This window comes from Mediterraneibacter agrestimuris, assembly GCF_943193195.1.
GTDB classification, from domain to species: domain Bacteria; phylum Bacillota; class Clostridia; order Lachnospirales; family Lachnospiraceae; genus Schaedlerella; species Schaedlerella agrestimuris.
In genome coordinates this window covers 18,831-35,814 of record NZ_CALPDG010000038.1, presented here as the reverse complement: position 1 = coordinate 35,814, position 16,984 = coordinate 18,831, and the positions used below count along the sequence as shown (strand labels likewise).

Genomic DNA, 16,984 nt, shown 5'->3' with positions numbered 1-16,984 from the left:
GACAATTCCGGGTATGCGGCGCCCATGCGGATTACTAATGTATATTTACATTATACAATCAGCTTTTGAATTTATCAACTGTATCAAGTGTGAAAACAGCCGGATTTCCCAGAATGATTTCGTTATTAGAAATCTTGTGTCCTTCTTCCGGATATACAGATACTCCTTCTACCTGATCTTTTCCGGATAATTCGGATACGAATGTATCTCCTGTCAGGTCTCCGTTTACTGCCTCTACTGCTGCATTTACAGCCAGATATCCAAGGTCATATGCCTGCCACAGAATAACTTCTGTCATTACACCTTCCTCAAGATACTGCTCAGAGTCTCCAGGAACTGCAAGGCCATTGAACATACAGCTATCTTCAAGTCCTTTCTCTGTAATTGACTCGTATGTTGCTGAAATAGCATTTGTTGTCAATACAAACAACGCATTTGTCTCTGGATGTGCTGCCAGTGTGTTTCCAACTTGTGTCTTGGAAGTCTGATAATCGTCGGCTCCATAGATAATCTCTGAATCCGGATCAACTTTAATGTCCAAATGTGCATATGTATCATTTACAGTAAATCCGCCTGCTTTTGTCTGCTCTTTTGCAGCGTCAAAATCAATGGCACCATCATCTCCCATTGGGATTTCATAATCACTAAAGTAATTTTTCTTGATGTACTCGATCCATGTATTCTGGTTTGGTGTTGTGGGGTTCGTAGATACAAGATATACAATAGCCTTCTTATCAGCTGTGAATCCCTTTTCTTCCATCTTAGCAGCAATATCATCAAGTCCTGCAACTGCAATTCCTTCCGGATCAGCCTGATTTACAAAATAATCTCTTGCTTCTGCTCCCGGGTCAGAATCAAATCCAACGACCTTGATTCCTGCTTTCATTGCATTCTGCAAAGCTGCGTCTGTAGTGTTAGAATCCAACGCTGCGAAACAGATGGCATCCTCTCCCTTTTCTGTTGCAGTCTCAACATAAGTAGCCTGTTTTGCTGCTGTATTAGATCCTGACGGATCTCCCTGAATAGTCAGCTTTACATTCAAGTCATCCGCTGCTGCCTGTGCTCCTGATTCAACAGCATTCCAAAATGCTTCCTGACGAATCTTCGGAATCAGTGTAATCTTAAGCTGTTCTCCACCATCTCCGCCTTCTCCTGAGCCTCCTGAGCCACAAGCTGCCATAGATATTACCATCAATGCAGTCATACCTGTTGCCACCACTTTTTTCATGTTCTTCATAACGCTTTCCTCCATTTCTTTTCTATGTTAAGCGACCGCTGCCGCTAAACATTCATGTAACACTTCCGTCCCCGACATCCCTGCTACTCATTCATATTTTTCACTGCCATCTCCCGGCTTGCAAGACGTTTACGCACCTCAAGATAAGCAAATGCGATCAATGCCACGATAAGCACTGCTCCCAGAATGAAATTGTATACATCACCGCTCATCCCCATAAGAGCAAGTCCCTTTTTCAATACACCGATGATCAATGTTGCAATAAATGTTCCTCTGACACTTCCGACACCTCCGGCAACACTTGTTCCGCCAAGAACAACCAATGTAATCACCTCGATGTTCATATTCAGACCTGTTGTCTGATTTACTTCCCAGCTCTTTCCAAGGAACATAAGCCCTGCAAGTGCACACATGACACCCATCATCACGAAAATCAAACATTGGATCATTTTTGCATTTACACCTGAATAAATTACCGCGGACTCATTATGTCCAATCGCATGAAGATATCTTCCAAGGGTTGATTTTGTATCCAAAAGCTCAAATATCAAAAAACAAATTAACAGAATAATCAATTGATTCGGTATGATTCCTGCAATCTTTCCTGTTCCAAAATCAATCAGGGCATTTCCCGGCGCATAAGAATGCGAACCACCGATAAACCATGTCACACTCTGGAAAATATACATTGTTCCCAATGAAACCAGCCATGAATGAATCTTTGTCTTAGCTACCAGAATGCCGTTTAAAAATCCAAACAGCATACCTGCTGCCAGCGCAGCTATAATCCCCACCGTCAGACTCTCAGTCATTGTAAACACCTTACTAAACACCATTGCTGATGCAGTCATCAAAAAACCTACAGATAAATCAATTCCAGCTGTAAGAATGATAAAGGTCATTGGCAGAGCCATAATTCCCAGATAAGCAATATCTGAAGTTGTTCCGATCAGAACCGATGGGTTGAAAAAGATACCGTCTGGAATCAGTACACCGAATAAAATAATCAGCAAAATTAAGATAACAAACAAAATCATATTATTTGAAATATGTAATTTCTTTTTCATTACTCGGCACCCCCTTTATATTCCTTCGCTTTTTTACCAAATATAGATGAAAACTCTGTAACTGAGCTATATACCGCAACCAGCACAACAACACCATATGTCAGATATAGCCATGAATTTCCAAGTCCCCAAAGGATACATGCTCTCTGGAGCATAGCAATCAATACAGCTGATACCAGAATACCGATCGGACGACCTGTACCGCCCAAAATACTTACACCACTTACAACTGCGATCGGAATAAAATACATTTCTAATCCGTTTGTTCCTGACGGCTGCACCTGTGAAGCAGGCAGCCAGTACATAATAGAAGTAATTCCCAAAAGTGCGCCAGACAAAAGGAATGTCTTAAACACAACCTTATTCGTATTGACACCTGCCAGCTTTGCAGAATCTTTACTTCCGCCTACCGCATAGATTTTCTTACCGAATCTTGTATACTTCATAAACCAGATGAAAAATACAAGGATGATCAAAGAGAAAATCAGGATTGCCGGTACAACACCCGCAATTCTTGTATTACCGATAGCCGTAATTTCCTTCGGTATATTGGATACCCATCCTGCATTCGGAAGCAACGGGAAAATGCCGATATGCAGCTTAACCATTGCCAGTGATACTACCATTGACGGCACTTTAAATTTTACATTAATAAATCCGATAACTGCAGAATTTACGATTCCCACTGCCATCGCAACAAGTACTACGATCGGGATCGGAACACCCATTTTCAACAGATTTCCGGTGAAGAAACCAATCAAACCAAGCACCGTTCCAGATGAAATATCAATTTCACCAAGCATAATAACAAGCATCAAAGCCAGACCACCTACGATCATGTAAGATATGTCCTTCAAAAATGAGTACATATCTGATCCCAGATTGGAAGTTGCTGTAAGTACCACAAAGAAGAGCACGACAAAAATTGCCAGAATACCTTCTCGGGAAGTAAAGAAACTTATAATTGGATTTTTCTTTTTCATATTCACGACTCTTCCCCCTTCCTACAATGCCATCTCAAGAACCTGCTCTTGAGAGAAGTCCTTACGCTCTAATTCTCCGGTCTTTTTACCGTTTTTAATAACTACAACTCTGTCGCTCATACCAAGAAGCTCCGGCATATCCGATGAGATCATGATAATAGAAAGTCCTTCTTTCGCCAGGTTACTTACAATTCTATGTATCTCTGCCTTTGCACCCACATCAACACCCCGGGTCGGTTCATCCAGAATCAGAAGGCTCGGATTTGCACACAACGCTTTTGCCACAAGTACTTTCTGTTGATTTCCACCTGAAAGATTATCTACGACAAAGTCTTTATCAGGAGCCTTTACACCCAGATCTTTCATGTATTTCTCAACTGTCTTGTCTTCTTCCGCAAAGTCAATAAAGCTTCCCTTTGAAATGCGGTAAAGAATAGACATTGTCATATTTTCTTTAATTGACATCGGTACGACCAGACCATATTTTTTTCTGTCCTCAGACACATAGATCAGTCCTTCTTTAATTGCATCTCTGTAGCTCTTTGCCTTGAAAGATTTTCCCATAAATTCAATATCTGCACTGTAATGCTTCATCAATCCACACAGACATTCTGCAATTTCAGTACGCCCTGCCCCTGCAAGTCCTGCGAATCCTAATATCTCGCCCTTACGTACTTCAAAACTGATATCTTCGAGAAGTCCCGGCTTATTCAGGTTCTTAACCTTGAGAACAGGTTCTCCTAATTCAACTTCAACCTTTGGATAGAGGTCTCCCATTTCACGTCCTACCATCCATGCGATCAACTGCTGCTCGGTTACCTCACCAATGTTAGCCGTCCTTACATAGGAACCGTCACGGATAACTGTCACACGGTCTGCAATCTCAAATATTTCTTCCATACGGTGGCTGATATACAGCATAGAAATTCCCTGCTTTTTCAATCGCGCGATAGTCTCAAACAGAGAACGCACTTCCTTATTAGTCAAAGCTGCCGTAGGTTCATCAAAAATCAGAATGTTTGCATCATATGTAAGTGCCTTCGCAATTTCCACCATCTGCTTTGCAGCAACCCCAAGATTGTCAATCTTTTCATCATAAGAAATATCTGTAATTCCTAAAAATTCAAATATTTCATCTGCCTTTTTATACATTGCAGCATAATCTAGATTCTTGATTCCACAGATACTCTTTACAGGTTCATGTCCCATGAACATATTTTCCAGTACCGTCAGGTCTTTGAACAAACTTGTCTCCTGGAAAATGATCGCAATCCCCTTTCCGTATGCATCATTCGGCTCTTTTACAGTAATCTTCTCACCGTTCAGATACATGTTTCCATTATCTGCTTTGTATACTCCGGTGATTACCTTCATAAGAGTAGATTTTCCAGCTCCATTCTCCCCACATACCGCATGCATTTCGCCTTGTTCCAGTTCAATCTGCATGTCATCCAAAGCTTTAACGCCGGGAAAGCTCTTATAAATGTGTTCCAGCTTTAAGATCGTGCTCATCCAACTCACTCCTTTCCAATAAACCTTTTCTTTTGTTTTTAGATATTATAATCGTCTTTACAAAACGGAATTTCAAAGGCTTTCATTGCCTCTTCCAACTGTTCTACATTCTGCGGACCATACAACGGTGCACAGTGAAAATCCTGCTGTCCGAAGAATCCCAAAACAACCTGAGAAACCGTTGCATTATAATGTGTGCAAAGTTCCATCACACGTCTTGCAACTTTCATATTTCCTTCCGTATAATATGGGCTGTTCTTCACCGCATCCTCACCCTTTGCTGCATAAATATGGAAGAAACCACTGCACACTCCCATATACGGCATGAGCAGATTGCCTGTATTTTCCTTGTGGAACTGCTGCATCTCCTGATCTACATACACCAAAGTATCATCCGGAAGTGGATTCATATATTTGTATCCAAGATTCAAAAGGCACTGATTTGCAATAAAGCCTCTGTAGCCTTTTGCATGGCAATACGCTTCCGCCTCTCTCATTCTCGGTGTGGTCCAGTTAGAACATCCATAATATCTGATCTTTCCTTCCCTTCTGAATCCTTCCATTACTTCGATGAGATCTTCTACCGGCTGATTCAGATCATCTCTATGATAGAAATAAATATCAATAAAATCTGTTCTGAGCTGTTTTAATGAAGACTCCAGATCTTCCACCATATCAGTTTTTGTCATTCTGCTGATATGCGTATCTGGATTTTCTCCTGTCATATCCGGATGACCGCCCTTTGTGACAAGCACAATCTGATTTCTCTTTTTGCTTCTCTCCAGCCAGTCACCAATCACTCTTTCACTTCTTGCCTTCTCCGGTTTTACCCAGTCTGAATAAACATGTGCTGAATCAATCAATGTTCCTCCATTTGCCAGAAATGCGTCAAATATTTTATCTGCGTCTGCTCCGTCCCAAAGAAGCCCGGCATCAACGGTTCCCAGTCCAAACGGGAAAATCTCAATATCTGTATCTGGAATCATAATTTTTTTACTCATTCTCTTTACCTCCGCTATTGTCTTAATGATTTGTTTATAAGTTCTTTACCCATTCACTTCCCGGCACATTCTCTGTCTCACAGAAGTAATCCCATACAAGGCTGAACGGCATAGACTTCATTTCTTCTCTAAGAGCCAGTCGCTTTGTAAGATTATCTTCTTCCTCCACCTTCTTCAATGTCTCTGTCGGGTTCAGAAGCGCCATCAAAAGAGCCTTTCTTGCATTTCTCGCACCAATTACAGTTGCCGCAATTCTATTGATACTTGCATCAAAGAAATCTAATCCTATATGTACCTTATCAAGTGCATTGCAGTTTACAATCTCTTCCATAATTGCCTTTGTTTCATCATCGAAGGCTACTACATGATCACTATCCCAACGTACAGGGCGGCTCACATGAAGCATCAGTTCCTCCCCAAATGCGATGTATGAAGAAATCTTGGCAGACACCTGCTCAGTAGGATGGAAATGTCCCGCATCCATACACAGAATACAATTGTGGCTGGACATTACATAATTGGTATAGAACTCATGTGAACCCGGCACATAATATTCACTTCCAAGACCAAACAATTTGCTCTCAACAGAGTCAATATTATATTTTCTGTCAACTGGCTTTGCAAAAATCTCATCGAGAGACTCTTTCAGTCTCACTCTGGGAGCAAGCTGATCCGCTGTGTAATCTTTATAACCATCGCCAATCCAGTGATTTGTGATACAAACCTGACCCAATTCTTTTCCAAAATACTCACCGATGTCACGGCATCTCTTTCCATGTTCAATCCAGTATTCTCTTACTGCTTTATCCTTACTTGCCAGTGTCCAGCCTGAGTCAGCCATTGGATGTGAGAAATAAGTCGGATTAAAATCTAGACCAATTTTTTTCTCTTTTGCATAATCTACCCAACTGGCAAAATGCTCCGGTAAAATCTGATTTCTTTCTACCTTTTTGTCTGTGTCGAGATACACTGCATGAAGGGCAAGCTTGGTCGCCCCCGGTATCATATCAAGAGCTTTATTCAGATTTGTTCTGAACTCTTCTTTACTTCTCGGTTTTCCTGGAGCATTGCCGAATGCTGCAATACCTCCAGAAAGAACTGCGTCAAAGTCCTCAAATCCTGTCAAATCATCAATCTGCCAGCAATGTACAGAAATTGGAGTTTTTTTCAGACTTTCCAACACCTTGTCTGTGTCAACCCCCATCTGTGCATAGGCTTCTTTTGCAATTTTGTAATTCTTCTCTGCTTTTCCCATTTTTATCCTCCTTCTTTTAGGAAAACGTTTTCCTTAATCTTATAAAATAACGCCTCCTGATAGAGGCGTATTTTCCTTTTACCAGTCTAATTCTGCCCAATCCATCCGGTTATACGCGTCTGAACCTGTTGATTCTCTCGGGATAATCTCTGTATCTAATGTAATTACTCTGTTTTTGGAATTCCCCCCGTTTTTATTTTCAATGAGCTCTATCAATCGTTTCATTGCATGAATCCCCATTCTCCCACGAGGTACATGAATCGTTGATAATGACGGTTTTAACAGTGATGCCACAAAAATATCGTCATTTCCCATCACTGCCACATCCTCTGGCACCCGGAGTCCCGATTCTTCACATGCTTTGATAGCACCAACTGCCATCTGGTCATTGGCACAAAAAATCCCGTCAAACTTGCTTCCCTTATTCAGTCTTTCCTTTACAACCCTATAACCACTATAGGTTGTATATTCACCCTCAAGCACGCATTCTTCTGGAAATTCCAGTCCGTTTTCTTCCAGCGCCCGCTTGTAACCTTTTACACGCTGCTCGCCCATATAATGACCTCTGGGCAGTGTCACATTAATAATATTTTTTCTTCCGGCTGCCTGAATCAGATGATTGACTGCATTGTAAGCTGCCTTCTCATGATCCACAACTACCGCATTGATATTAGGATGCTCCAAATCATATTCCAGTGATACTACCGGTATTCTTTCTTCTCTCTTCTGTAGATTGCCCAGATGTTCAATGTACTTCCTCACACTTCGTTCATGACCATATGCACTGGATGCAATAATAATGCCATCCATCCAGCGGGCTGCAATATTGGAAACAATCTGCATTTCCTTTTCCAGTGAGTCATGAGTTTCCATAACAAATATCTGATACCCGTTTTTGTTCGCTTCCTGATTGATTCCCTCTAAAATCTTTGTGAAAAAACTTCGGTTCAGCTCTGTAATAATAACAGCAACTTCCTTTGTCCTCGATACCTTCAATCCTCTTGCTATCGTATTTGTAGAATACCCCATATCCTCTATTGCCTGTTCCACCCGGACTTTTAATTCCGTGCTGACATTCTTGGATGAATTAATCACTCTTGATACTGTTGATATACTTACTCCTGCTTTTTTTGCAACATCTTTTATGTTAACTTCACTCATATGGCTGTCTCCTGTAACTAATATAAAGATTATCTAATCTCTATTATACTAGCATTCAGCTGTAAAATCATGTATTTTCATCTAATATTTTACTTTTTCTGCTTTAGCATATGTGTGATATTTTTGTTAGGAAAACGTTTTCTCGATGTATAAATAGTATCATTCAATATACCAAATGTCAATATCGACATTTTTCATAATTTTTTTCCTATCAATTTGTGCACTTTTCCATATAACCTGAATTTCTTAAAATATATTTCAATTTTCAGGAAATTCCACCAATATTATTCTTAGTTTCCCATATCTAAAAAGCTGGTCAGACAGTTTTTATGCTCTCTGAACCAGCCTGATCTGCTAATATCTGATGACCGGGTTTTCGCCCAACAGTCCCACATAAGCCTTCTCTGACATCACTTCTTTTGCTTCTTCGTGAATGAACACCCACTTATTTCGCTCCAGTAGATATTTATCCTCTTCAATTTGAAATTCTACAGGATGCAGCAACGGTGTATTTGTCCCTTTCGCCTGTATCACAATCTGGCGTACCCCTTCTGCTCCAACGGCACACGGCGCCCAATGCAGCGTTGTTGCATACAGTTCTACGCAAGTACCCTTCTGTACATAAAAATACTTCATTTTAGCAGTATCCAGCATTTCATCCTTTATATCTGTAATTGTAGCAACGATCAGAACAGCATCTTCCAAAAGTACAAGCACTTCACTGCACTTGTGATACTCAACAGCATTTAACCTGTCACAGCGGCCGTTATAATATCCAATCTGACACGGTATCTGTCCATAAATGTGGTTCTGTATCAAATCAGTCTCTTTCCCCATACTCATCAGTACCTCTGTACAAGGATCGTAAAATTCCGTCTCAGGCATGTCTGTGCTGCGTACAAACTTTTCCATTTCCGGCAGACTGACTTCTTCAATCACTCTGCCGTATTTGCTAAAGGATTCATTTTCAACCGGCTGAATGTCATATTTTTCATTTTTCTTTCTGATTTCTTCTATCATTTTTCTTCTCCTCTATACATTTTTTATTATTGACAACGTTTTCCTTATTCTTTGTTTCAACTTATCATATTTCTTACCAATTGTAAACTGATTTTTCGTGTATTTTAATTTTCCAATAACTATTCAGCCATGCACAAATTTACAAAAACGAAATAATTTTACTGATATTATATATCCGAATGTATATTTTCTTATTTTTGTGCATAATCATACACCCAAAATGTATATTATGAATTTTTTACATTTTCTATTGCATAAATATAAAATTTGTTGTATAGTAATTCATAGTTCCACGGGAAGCATATGGAAGCTATTATTTTCTTCCTGCAGAACATACATAAATATATTTAAATTCAGATATCAAATATTATAAAAATATTTCAGGAGGAAATCATTATGAGTAAAGAAAAAGTTGTACTGGCATATTCAGGCGGACTGGACACAACCGCAATCATCCCATGGTTAAAGGAGAATTTTGACTATGAGGTCATCTGCTGCTGTATCGACTGCGGACAAGGCGAAGAACTGGATGGACTGGAGGAACGTGCAAAGCTCTCCGGCGCTTCTAAATTATATATTGAAAATATCATCGATGAATTCTGCGATGACTACATTATGCCATGCGTAAAGGCAGGCGCTGTTTACGAAAACAAATACCTGCTCGGTACTTCCATGGCACGTCCGGTTATCGCAAAACGACTTGTAGAAATTGCGCGTAAGGAGGGAGCTACTGCTATCTGCCACGGTGCTACCGGAAAAGGAAATGACCAGATTCGTTTTGAACTTGGAATCAAGGCTCTTGCACCGGACTTAAAGATCATTGCCCCATGGCGTATGACAGATATCTGGACGATGCAGTCCCGCGAAGAAGAGATTGAATACTGTCAGGCACACGGAATTAATCTCCCGTTTGATACAAAACACAGCTACAGCCGTGACCGTAACCTGTGGCACATCAGCCATGAAGGTCTGGAACTGGAAGATCCGGCTTGTGAACCGAACTATGATGATCTGCTCGTACTTGGGGTTTCTCCTGAGAAAGCGCCAGACGAAGCAGAATATGTAACCATGACATTTGAAGCAGGTGTGCCGAAGACATTGAACGGCAAGACTATGAAAGTTTCTGAAATCATTACAGAACTGAACACTCTCGGCGGAAAGCACGGAATCGGAATCGTAGATATCGTAGAGAACCGTGTTGTGGGCATGAAGTCCCGCGGCGTATATGAAACACCAGGCGGAACCATCCTGATGGAAGCACATCAGCAGTTAGAAGAACTGGTACTTGACCGTGCCACTTATGAAGTGAAGAAAGATATGGGAAATAAATTTGCCCAGATCGTATACGAAGGAAAATGGTTCACACCGCTTCGTGAGGCAATTCAGGCTTTCATTGATGTAACACAACAGTACGTAACAGGTGAAGTAAAATTCAAACTTTACAAAGGAAATATCATTAAAGCAGGTGAGACCTCTCCGTACTCCCTCTACAGCGAGTCACTGGCAAGTTTCACAACAGGTGACTTGTATGACCATCATGATGCCGATGGATTCATCACTCTGTTCGGTCTTCCACTGAAAGTACGTGCTATGAAGATGCAGGGAATGTTGGATGAATAATTGTATAGTCGGGGGACAGATTACTATATCTGTCCCTCATACTTTTATACAATAGTGGAATTTATTTTCAAAAGAGTGTCGGTTTTTGTCAACATATACTTTTCTTCAACTTTATTGTCCGTAACAGTTCAGCCTTTCGGCTGCATTGTTACGGAATCCGCCCTATTTTAAGTTCACCTGCGGTGAAAGGGCGGATTCTATTTCTCCAGCACACATTTTTACGGAGTTTGCAGCAAGTGCAAACTCCTATGCTGAACTGTAACTATTGTCCACAAAACACAGCTTGCAATAGTGTTCAAATTAAATTACTATAGCGCACGGAGTTCGTCTGCAAGATCGGACTGAATTTCACTTGCTATGTAGCTTTCCATAAATGTATTCATGCTATTTCTGCTATAGCGGTTACCGTGGATAATCTGTCCCATTCTCCGAACTGTGTCTTCTACTGTATCATTAATCAGTATATAATCATACTGTTCTGCGCAAAGAATTTGTTCCTGTGCTGCAAGCAAGTGTTCTTCGATCACTTCATCATTATCCATATGTCGCTCGCGCACACGGTCTTCCAGCTCATCCCATGTTCTCGGTAAAATAAAAATCAACGTCGCATCCGGACACATAGCCCGAATTTTCATCGCCCCCATAATATCCGCAATCAAAATCACGTTTCTTCCCTGAGTTCTTGCCTCATCCACTGCTTTGCGCGGTGTGCCATATCCGCTTCTGTTATAGTAACTGTACTCCAAAAGCTGATGAGAACGGACCATTCTGTCAAACTCTGTATTAGATAGGAAATAGTGCTCTCTTCCTTCTTCTTCGTCCGCCCGCGGCTGGCGTGTCGTTACTGTAGTACATCTGTACGCATTGGGATGCTGATCCATATATGCCTTGATCAGTGTACGCTTTCCTACTTCACTTGGACCTGAAATAACGATCAGCTGTCCATGCTCCGCTATTTTTTCAAAATATTGTTTTTCTGTACTCAATATAATCTCTCCCTTCTTATAGGTCACATTCGCTAATTTGATTATACAAATAACTCATCATAAACACAATAAAAGATATTTTATTAACATGAAAGATTTTTTATTAACACACTTTACTAAATCCGATTTCATGGCGCTTTTATCATATTTTTTTCTTTCTTAATGTATAAATTTCCATATTTTTACATATCCTATTTTATCTTTTCTGTTATTTAAGAAGCCGGAACCGTTTCCTATATTCCGACATCCTATAAATATATGCACCATTATAAAGAATAGAATTGCAATAGAAAGGACTCACTATGAAACCCAAAATCGGAATTATCATCTGTGGATTTATTGAAAACAAACAATTTGTCACTAATGCTTACATCCAATCTGTCCGTTATTCAGGCGGTATTCCGCTCATCCTCCCTCTAATCCGCTCTGACAAAATATTGGAAGAATATGTTACTCTTTGTGATGGTTTTCTCTTTTGCGGCGGAGGAGATATTACTCCTCTTCTTTTTGGACAGGAACCAAAAAACGGAAATGGGAAGACTAATATCACACTGGATTTATTTCAAATACGGCTCATGAAGCAAATCTTAAAAACCTGCAAACCACTTCTCTCTATCTGCCGCGGCATGCAAGTATTCAATGTTGCCTGCGGCGGAACTATTTTCCAGGATATATCCCTACAACCCGGCAGTCACCTGGATCATATGCAGCAGTCCTTTTCCCGTCAGGAAGTAAGCCACAAAATTTTCGTTGCTTCTGGCTCTATGCTGAGCCAATATATCGGCAGCTGCCTGTTTGTAAACAGCTACCATCATCAAACTCTGGATACCATTGGAAAGAACCTCATTGTCAGTGCAACAGCTTCTGACAATACTGTAGAAGCCATTGAAATGCCAGATCACCCTTTTGCAATGGGAGTACAGTGGCACCCTGAAAGTATGTACCGGTCTTCTCCTGAAATGCGTGAACTTTTTGGAAATTTCATATTAAAATCATATATTTAACAATTTTCGGACATACTATTTCCGTAACAATTTGATTTCTAATATTTATTATTACCAAAGGAGGTCTCTGATATGTCCGATATTTCTATACTGGATTTGCAAAACCTGCGCCACCTGATCGGCGGCTATGACACGACACACTGTAAAATGACAGACTACGCTTCCCAGGCTGAGGACCCGGAAGTAAAGAAGCTGTTTCAGGACGCAGCAGATTCTGCAATGAAGAACAAACAAGAACTTATGAAATTCTTGTAATATAAGTCAAATTGCAGAAGTGCAAAACAATTTGTTAGGCAACTTCCAAAAATTATTATTTCTTAAGAGGTGACGCATATGAATGAAAAAACGATGGTTTCCGACACCCTCGTCGGAGTAAACGGCGAATTGAAAATGTTCGGCGATATGATTCCGCAGACAGAAAACAAAGAACTGAAACAGTGCTTGAAGCAGCTCAGAAATGAGTGCGAAATGTCTCAGGAAAAACTGTATCAGGTAGCCAGAGAAAAGAGCTACTATGTTCCGGCAGCAAAGGCTACAAGAGAAGAAGTCGAGCATGTGAAGAATATACTCACACAGCCAAAAACATTTTAATTTCTGCATCTTTATACAAAAAATATCTTTTGCATAAATGCAATTGGGCAGAGCCAGATTTTCTGGTTCTGCCCTTGTCTGTATTATAATACCCTCATAAAATATGTAAATAAAAGAAACCTTAAGCCCAGATGTGTTTCTGCCGCTCAATCATAGTATTTATTCCGATATAATGTCCAAAGACAAAGCAGCGATAATTGTATGATTCCCATAATAAAAATCACTCCTGCCATGCGAAGATTCCTCTCCATCTCTTCTGGAATGTTATTCAGTAACAGTATCAAACGTTCATACACTGTATCCGCATACTCGGGAAATGACGCCGCATATGCATTTGCCGCTTCCCAATATTGAAGATAGAGTTCTGTCGCTTCCCACTGTTCCTGATTATTTGCTATTATCTTCCTGATCTTGAGAGGGTATGCTTCTTCCGGAACCATTGTATATTCTTTGGCTTCGTTTTCATAGAGAAGAAAATATTCATAATATGGCATTTCTTCCCCATTTTTTAGCGTGAAAAGCAGACTCACTCCCATATACAAATATCCGTTTTCCTTATGCAGACATTCCATCCCGGCAACCCGGACAGCTTCTGCCCGAAAAGACCGGAATAATGCACTCTCGAATGCAACTGTACTTCCTTCAATACTATTCAGGGAATAATACATTGCCAGTTCTGTCTCTTCCTGCTCCTGATATGCCTCAATCACTTTCTTTAGGAATCCTTCTGCCCTGCTCTTTTTTTCTTCCCTTTCACCCTCAGCCTGTACCGAAATAGAATTTAACAAAAAAACACACAGAAGCATTACTGTCAATCTTCCCCTATTCCACATTCATAACAAGACTTGCAAGCATGTCTGCCGTTTTTGCCTGCTCTATAATCTCTTCTGTAAGTACTGTTCCTTTTGCTACTGCAAAGGAGCCGTCTGCACTTGCAACGTCTTCCATCACCGTCATGCCTGTCAGATAACTTACCTCATCATCAGTTTCTTCTATTTCTTCCTGAATACGCTCTTCGTTCTCCTGCACAAACACATATTTTGAGCTTACAGACAAAAGCTGGTCTCTTGTATATACCTTTTCATTTTCCAGCATAATTTCTACAATCTGCCAATTTGCCTCATTGATGGAAAAGTCTTTAATATGGCTTACAATATTTCCCCCCGATGTAACAACAAGAAGCCCGAGAATGGAGTAATATTCTGTCAGCATCTTTGCTAACTCTGGATTCTCCCTGGAACTTTGAATCGCCTGTCCGGTTTTGATCATGATAAAGTCTCCGCCGATTCCCATCGTATCTTCTCGCCGCAGAATGTGAAAATCAGAGAACACCCCCTCATCCATAACCATGATTACTTCTTTCGTGTCAGGATTCATTACGATATCCTTCACTTTTCCGGCTACTGTTCCGTTTAAAATTTCCATAACCGGCAACTGCAAAATCTCTGATAACTTTCTCATCTTTCTTCCTCCGTACTCTTATTTACTTTGTTGACAGCCTTCCAGAACAATTCGCCTGATCGGCGGATACGTATCTTCTGACAAAACTTCTTCGCTTATAAGCCTGCCATCATTATATACTTTACGGTATACCCGCGTTTCATATCCATTCCGCTCTTCCTGAAGCACCTGACGTGCCCCATCCTCCAAGTCTGCTGAAAGACGTATTTCTTCACCTTCCGGCAAGATTGTATTCAAGACGCTGCTCTCCACATGAACCTCCGTGCGGGCATCTAACTCTGCTCCTTTAAATTGTATCATAACTGTGCCGTCTTGTGCAAATGCTTCTATATAAAGCGGCACATCTGTCGTATTCTGAATTTTCAAGTCACTATCTGGTTCATTAATCATTGCATCTAGTCCCACATCCACGTAGTCCATAGGAAAGGAATGCCTGTGCCTTTCTGCAATTCCCAGATTTCCCAGAAGCGCCGCATTATAAAGTGTTGTAGATACCTGACACACACCGCCGCCCAGTTCTCTTCCCATCTGTCCTTCACTTATAATGGCTGGTCCTTCCAAATATCCCTCTTCTTCAGTAAAAGGTCCTGCCATTGCATTAAAAGACAAAACTTCTCCCGGCTGTAATTCTGTACCATTCAGCTTCTCGCACGATACCTTCAGATTTTGATCACGGGTTTCCTCGCTTTTTGCCGTCGTCTCATATCTGCTCAATATCTTCTCTGGTTCTTTATCTGTTATATTTTGATCTTGCTTTTCTTCATCCGGCGTTGTTCTTTCTTCTTTAACGGTTTTCGTTTGGCTCTGAGATGCTTTCGCAAGCATCCCGGTTCCTACACCGACTCCCGTAATAAGTATACTCAAACAGAAGATAAGCATAACTGTTTTCGTCAAACGTTTCCTTTCCACACTCTACCCCTCCGCAAGAACCTTCCTCGCTTTTCCGGGTTCTCCTGCATCTATGTAGCAATCCGCCAATAGTTTACGCATTTTTCTCTTTTCTTCTTCTGTCTCAGCTTTTTCAATTCCCTGCTGATACAATGTTACGGCAAGCGGATACATTCCTTTCTTTCTAAAAGTTTCCGCTTTTTTAACAATATTATCAAATGCAAACTGCTGCTCTGTACGAATACGAATCTCTTCCAGCTTCATTTCCTTTTCTCTGCGCTGACGTTCCGCTTCCTCTGCTGCTTCACGCTCTTTACGCAAACGCTCTTCTTCCTCTGCTGCTTCACGTTCTTTACGCAAACGCTCCGCTTCCTCTGCCGCTTCACGCTCTTTACGCTGACGTTCTTCTTCTGCTTCACGTTCTTCACGCAGGCGTTCTTCTTCACGGCGCAAACGTTCTTTGCGCTGACGCTCTTCTTCCTCTGCTGCTTCACGCTCTTTGCGTAGACGTTCTTCTTCACGGCGCAAACGCTCTTTACGCTGACGCTCTTCTTCTGCCGCTGCTTCACGTTCTTTGCGCAGGCGCTCCTCCTCCCGGCGCAAACGCTCTTTGTTTGCCTTCTGCTCTTCTTCCCGCTCCTTGAGCCAACGTGCCTGCTCTTCTATATATTCTCGTTTGACACGTTCTGTTTCTTCTTGGCTTTCTTTCTGAATACGCGCAATATTTGCACGTAATTTCTCCTCACGTTCCGCTGCCGCCTGTGCATTCCCACGTATACGGCTCCTCTGCTTTTTAATCTGCTCTTTCAGAGAATTACTTTCTGCTGCAGCCTCCTGTAGTTGTTTTTCTAATTGCTCTTTCCAGTTTGTTTCCTGCTCCAGTTTTCCCTTTGATACTCTCTTTTTTCTCTTTTCACCTGCTTCATGCACACTCCGATACAATACAAAAAATATCAGAACCGGAATAGTAAGAGAAATCAATATCGATCCCGCAAGATATCCGCCGCTTAATCCTCTCTGTATCATTTCAGAGAGCGCATATGCAAATCCTCCAGCGGAAATAAGTGCAAAAGTTCCTGCAAAATGAACCTTTCTTTCCTTCCCGGTTATCTTTGTCACTATCAGGCAGCATATGCCCGTGACTACCGTAACCGCAAGTACTGATAACCAATTTATCATACGTTTCTTCCTTTATATA

Annotated in this window: 17 protein-coding genes; 4 read left to right on the top strand and 13 right to left on the bottom strand. The window is 41.0% G+C overall.

From position 1 onward, the window contains the following. Positions 1-58: 58 nt before the first annotated feature. From NFS18_RS15060 to NFS18_RS15025, 8 genes are all read right to left on the bottom strand, one after another. Positions 59-1,237: an autoinducer 2 ABC transporter substrate-binding protein gene (locus NFS18_RS15060; RefSeq protein ID WP_251391737.1), complete on the bottom strand. Its 1,179-nt coding sequence runs from the start codon at positions 1,235-1,237 to the stop codon at positions 59-61. An 83-nt stretch (positions 1,238-1,320) separates the two neighbouring features. Further along, on the bottom strand, positions 1,321-2,304 hold the full coding sequence (locus tag NFS18_RS15055; RefSeq protein ID WP_251391735.1) for an ABC transporter permease: 984 nt from the start codon (positions 2,302-2,304) through the stop codon (positions 1,321-1,323). Next, complete coding sequence (locus NFS18_RS15050; RefSeq protein ID WP_251391733.1) at positions 2,304-3,287, bottom strand: ABC transporter permease; 984 nt, start codon at positions 3,285-3,287, stop codon at positions 2,304-2,306. The genes NFS18_RS15055 and NFS18_RS15050 overlap by 1 nt, the downstream gene beginning before the upstream one ends. A 21-nt stretch (positions 3,288-3,308) precedes the next feature. Further along, complete coding sequence (locus NFS18_RS15045) at positions 3,309-4,799, bottom strand: sugar ABC transporter ATP-binding protein (RefSeq protein WP_251391731.1); 1,491 nt, start codon at positions 4,797-4,799, stop codon at positions 3,309-3,311. Between the two features lie 38 nt (positions 4,800-4,837). Further along, positions 4,838-5,800, bottom strand: a complete 963-nt coding sequence (locus NFS18_RS15040; RefSeq protein WP_251391729.1) for an aldo/keto reductase — start codon at positions 5,798-5,800, stop codon at positions 4,838-4,840. A 34-nt stretch (positions 5,801-5,834) separates the two neighbouring features. Further along, positions 5,835-7,055: an L-rhamnose isomerase gene (locus NFS18_RS15035; protein ID WP_251391727.1), complete on the bottom strand. Its 1,221-nt coding sequence runs from the start codon at positions 7,053-7,055 to the stop codon at positions 5,835-5,837. Positions 7,056-7,133: 78 nt separating this feature from the next. Continuing rightward, positions 7,134-8,216, bottom strand: a complete 1,083-nt coding sequence (locus NFS18_RS15030) for a LacI family DNA-binding transcriptional regulator (protein ID WP_251391724.1) — start codon at positions 8,214-8,216, stop codon at positions 7,134-7,136. A gap of 354 nt (positions 8,217-8,570) precedes the next feature. After that, positions 8,571-9,236, bottom strand: coding sequence for a DUF4867 family protein (locus tag NFS18_RS15025; RefSeq protein ID WP_251391722.1), 666 nt, complete (start codon positions 9,234-9,236; stop codon positions 8,571-8,573). Positions 9,237-9,632: 396 nt separating this feature from the next. Between NFS18_RS15025 and NFS18_RS15020 the strand changes: the two genes are divergently transcribed. After that, the gene (locus tag NFS18_RS15020) at positions 9,633-10,856 is read left to right on the top strand and encodes an argininosuccinate synthase (RefSeq protein WP_251391720.1); all 1,224 of its coding nucleotides are present in this window, start codon (positions 9,633-9,635) and stop codon (positions 10,854-10,856) included. 308 nt (positions 10,857-11,164) lie between these two features. On the opposite strand, the gene gmk is transcribed toward NFS18_RS15020, so the two are convergent. Continuing rightward, complete coding sequence (gene gmk, locus NFS18_RS15015; protein WP_251391718.1) at positions 11,165-11,842, bottom strand: guanylate kinase; 678 nt, start codon at positions 11,840-11,842, stop codon at positions 11,165-11,167. Between the two features lie 302 nt (positions 11,843-12,144). Between gmk and NFS18_RS15010 the strand changes: the two genes are divergently transcribed. The 3 genes from NFS18_RS15010 to NFS18_RS15000 all read left to right on the top strand — a co-directional run bounded on the left by NFS18_RS15010 (position 12,145) and on the right by NFS18_RS15000 (position 13,437). Continuing rightward, positions 12,145-12,846, top strand: a complete 702-nt coding sequence (locus NFS18_RS15010; protein ID WP_251391716.1) for a gamma-glutamyl-gamma-aminobutyrate hydrolase family protein — start codon at positions 12,145-12,147, stop codon at positions 12,844-12,846. 72 nt (positions 12,847-12,918) lie between these two features. Beyond that, positions 12,919-13,101 carry a hypothetical protein gene (locus tag NFS18_RS15005; RefSeq protein WP_009002947.1) on the top strand — a complete coding sequence of 61 codons (183 nt, stop codon included), beginning with the start codon at positions 12,919-12,921 and terminating at the stop codon, positions 13,099-13,101. Positions 13,102-13,179: 78 nt separating this feature from the next. Then, positions 13,180-13,437, top strand: a complete 258-nt coding sequence (locus NFS18_RS15000; RefSeq protein ID WP_251391714.1) for a spore coat protein — start codon at positions 13,180-13,182, stop codon at positions 13,435-13,437. Positions 13,438-13,583: 146 nt separating this feature from the next. Here the strand turns inward: NFS18_RS15000 and NFS18_RS14995 are convergent, their stop codons facing one another. The 4 genes from NFS18_RS14995 to NFS18_RS14980 are packed head-to-tail and all read right to left on the bottom strand — an operon-like array spanning position 13,584 to position 16,965. Continuing rightward, on the bottom strand, positions 13,584-14,243 hold the full coding sequence (locus NFS18_RS14995; protein ID WP_251391712.1) for a hypothetical protein: 660 nt from the start codon (positions 14,241-14,243) through the stop codon (positions 13,584-13,586). A gap of 16 nt (positions 14,244-14,259) precedes the next feature. Beyond that, a complete protein-coding gene (locus NFS18_RS14990; RefSeq protein WP_251391710.1) occupies positions 14,260-14,898 on the bottom strand; it encodes a PRC-barrel domain-containing protein in 639 nt (212 codons plus the stop codon). A gap of 18 nt (positions 14,899-14,916) precedes the next feature. Continuing rightward, a complete protein-coding gene (locus NFS18_RS14985; protein WP_251391708.1) occupies positions 14,917-15,807 on the bottom strand; it encodes a VanW family protein in 891 nt (296 codons plus the stop codon). 3 nt (positions 15,808-15,810) lie between these two features. After that, positions 15,811-16,965 (bottom strand): hypothetical protein, encoded by a 1,155-nt coding sequence (locus NFS18_RS14980; RefSeq protein ID WP_251391706.1) that lies wholly within the window; start codon positions 16,963-16,965, stop codon positions 15,811-15,813. Between the last annotated feature and the right edge of the window lie 19 nt (positions 16,966-16,984).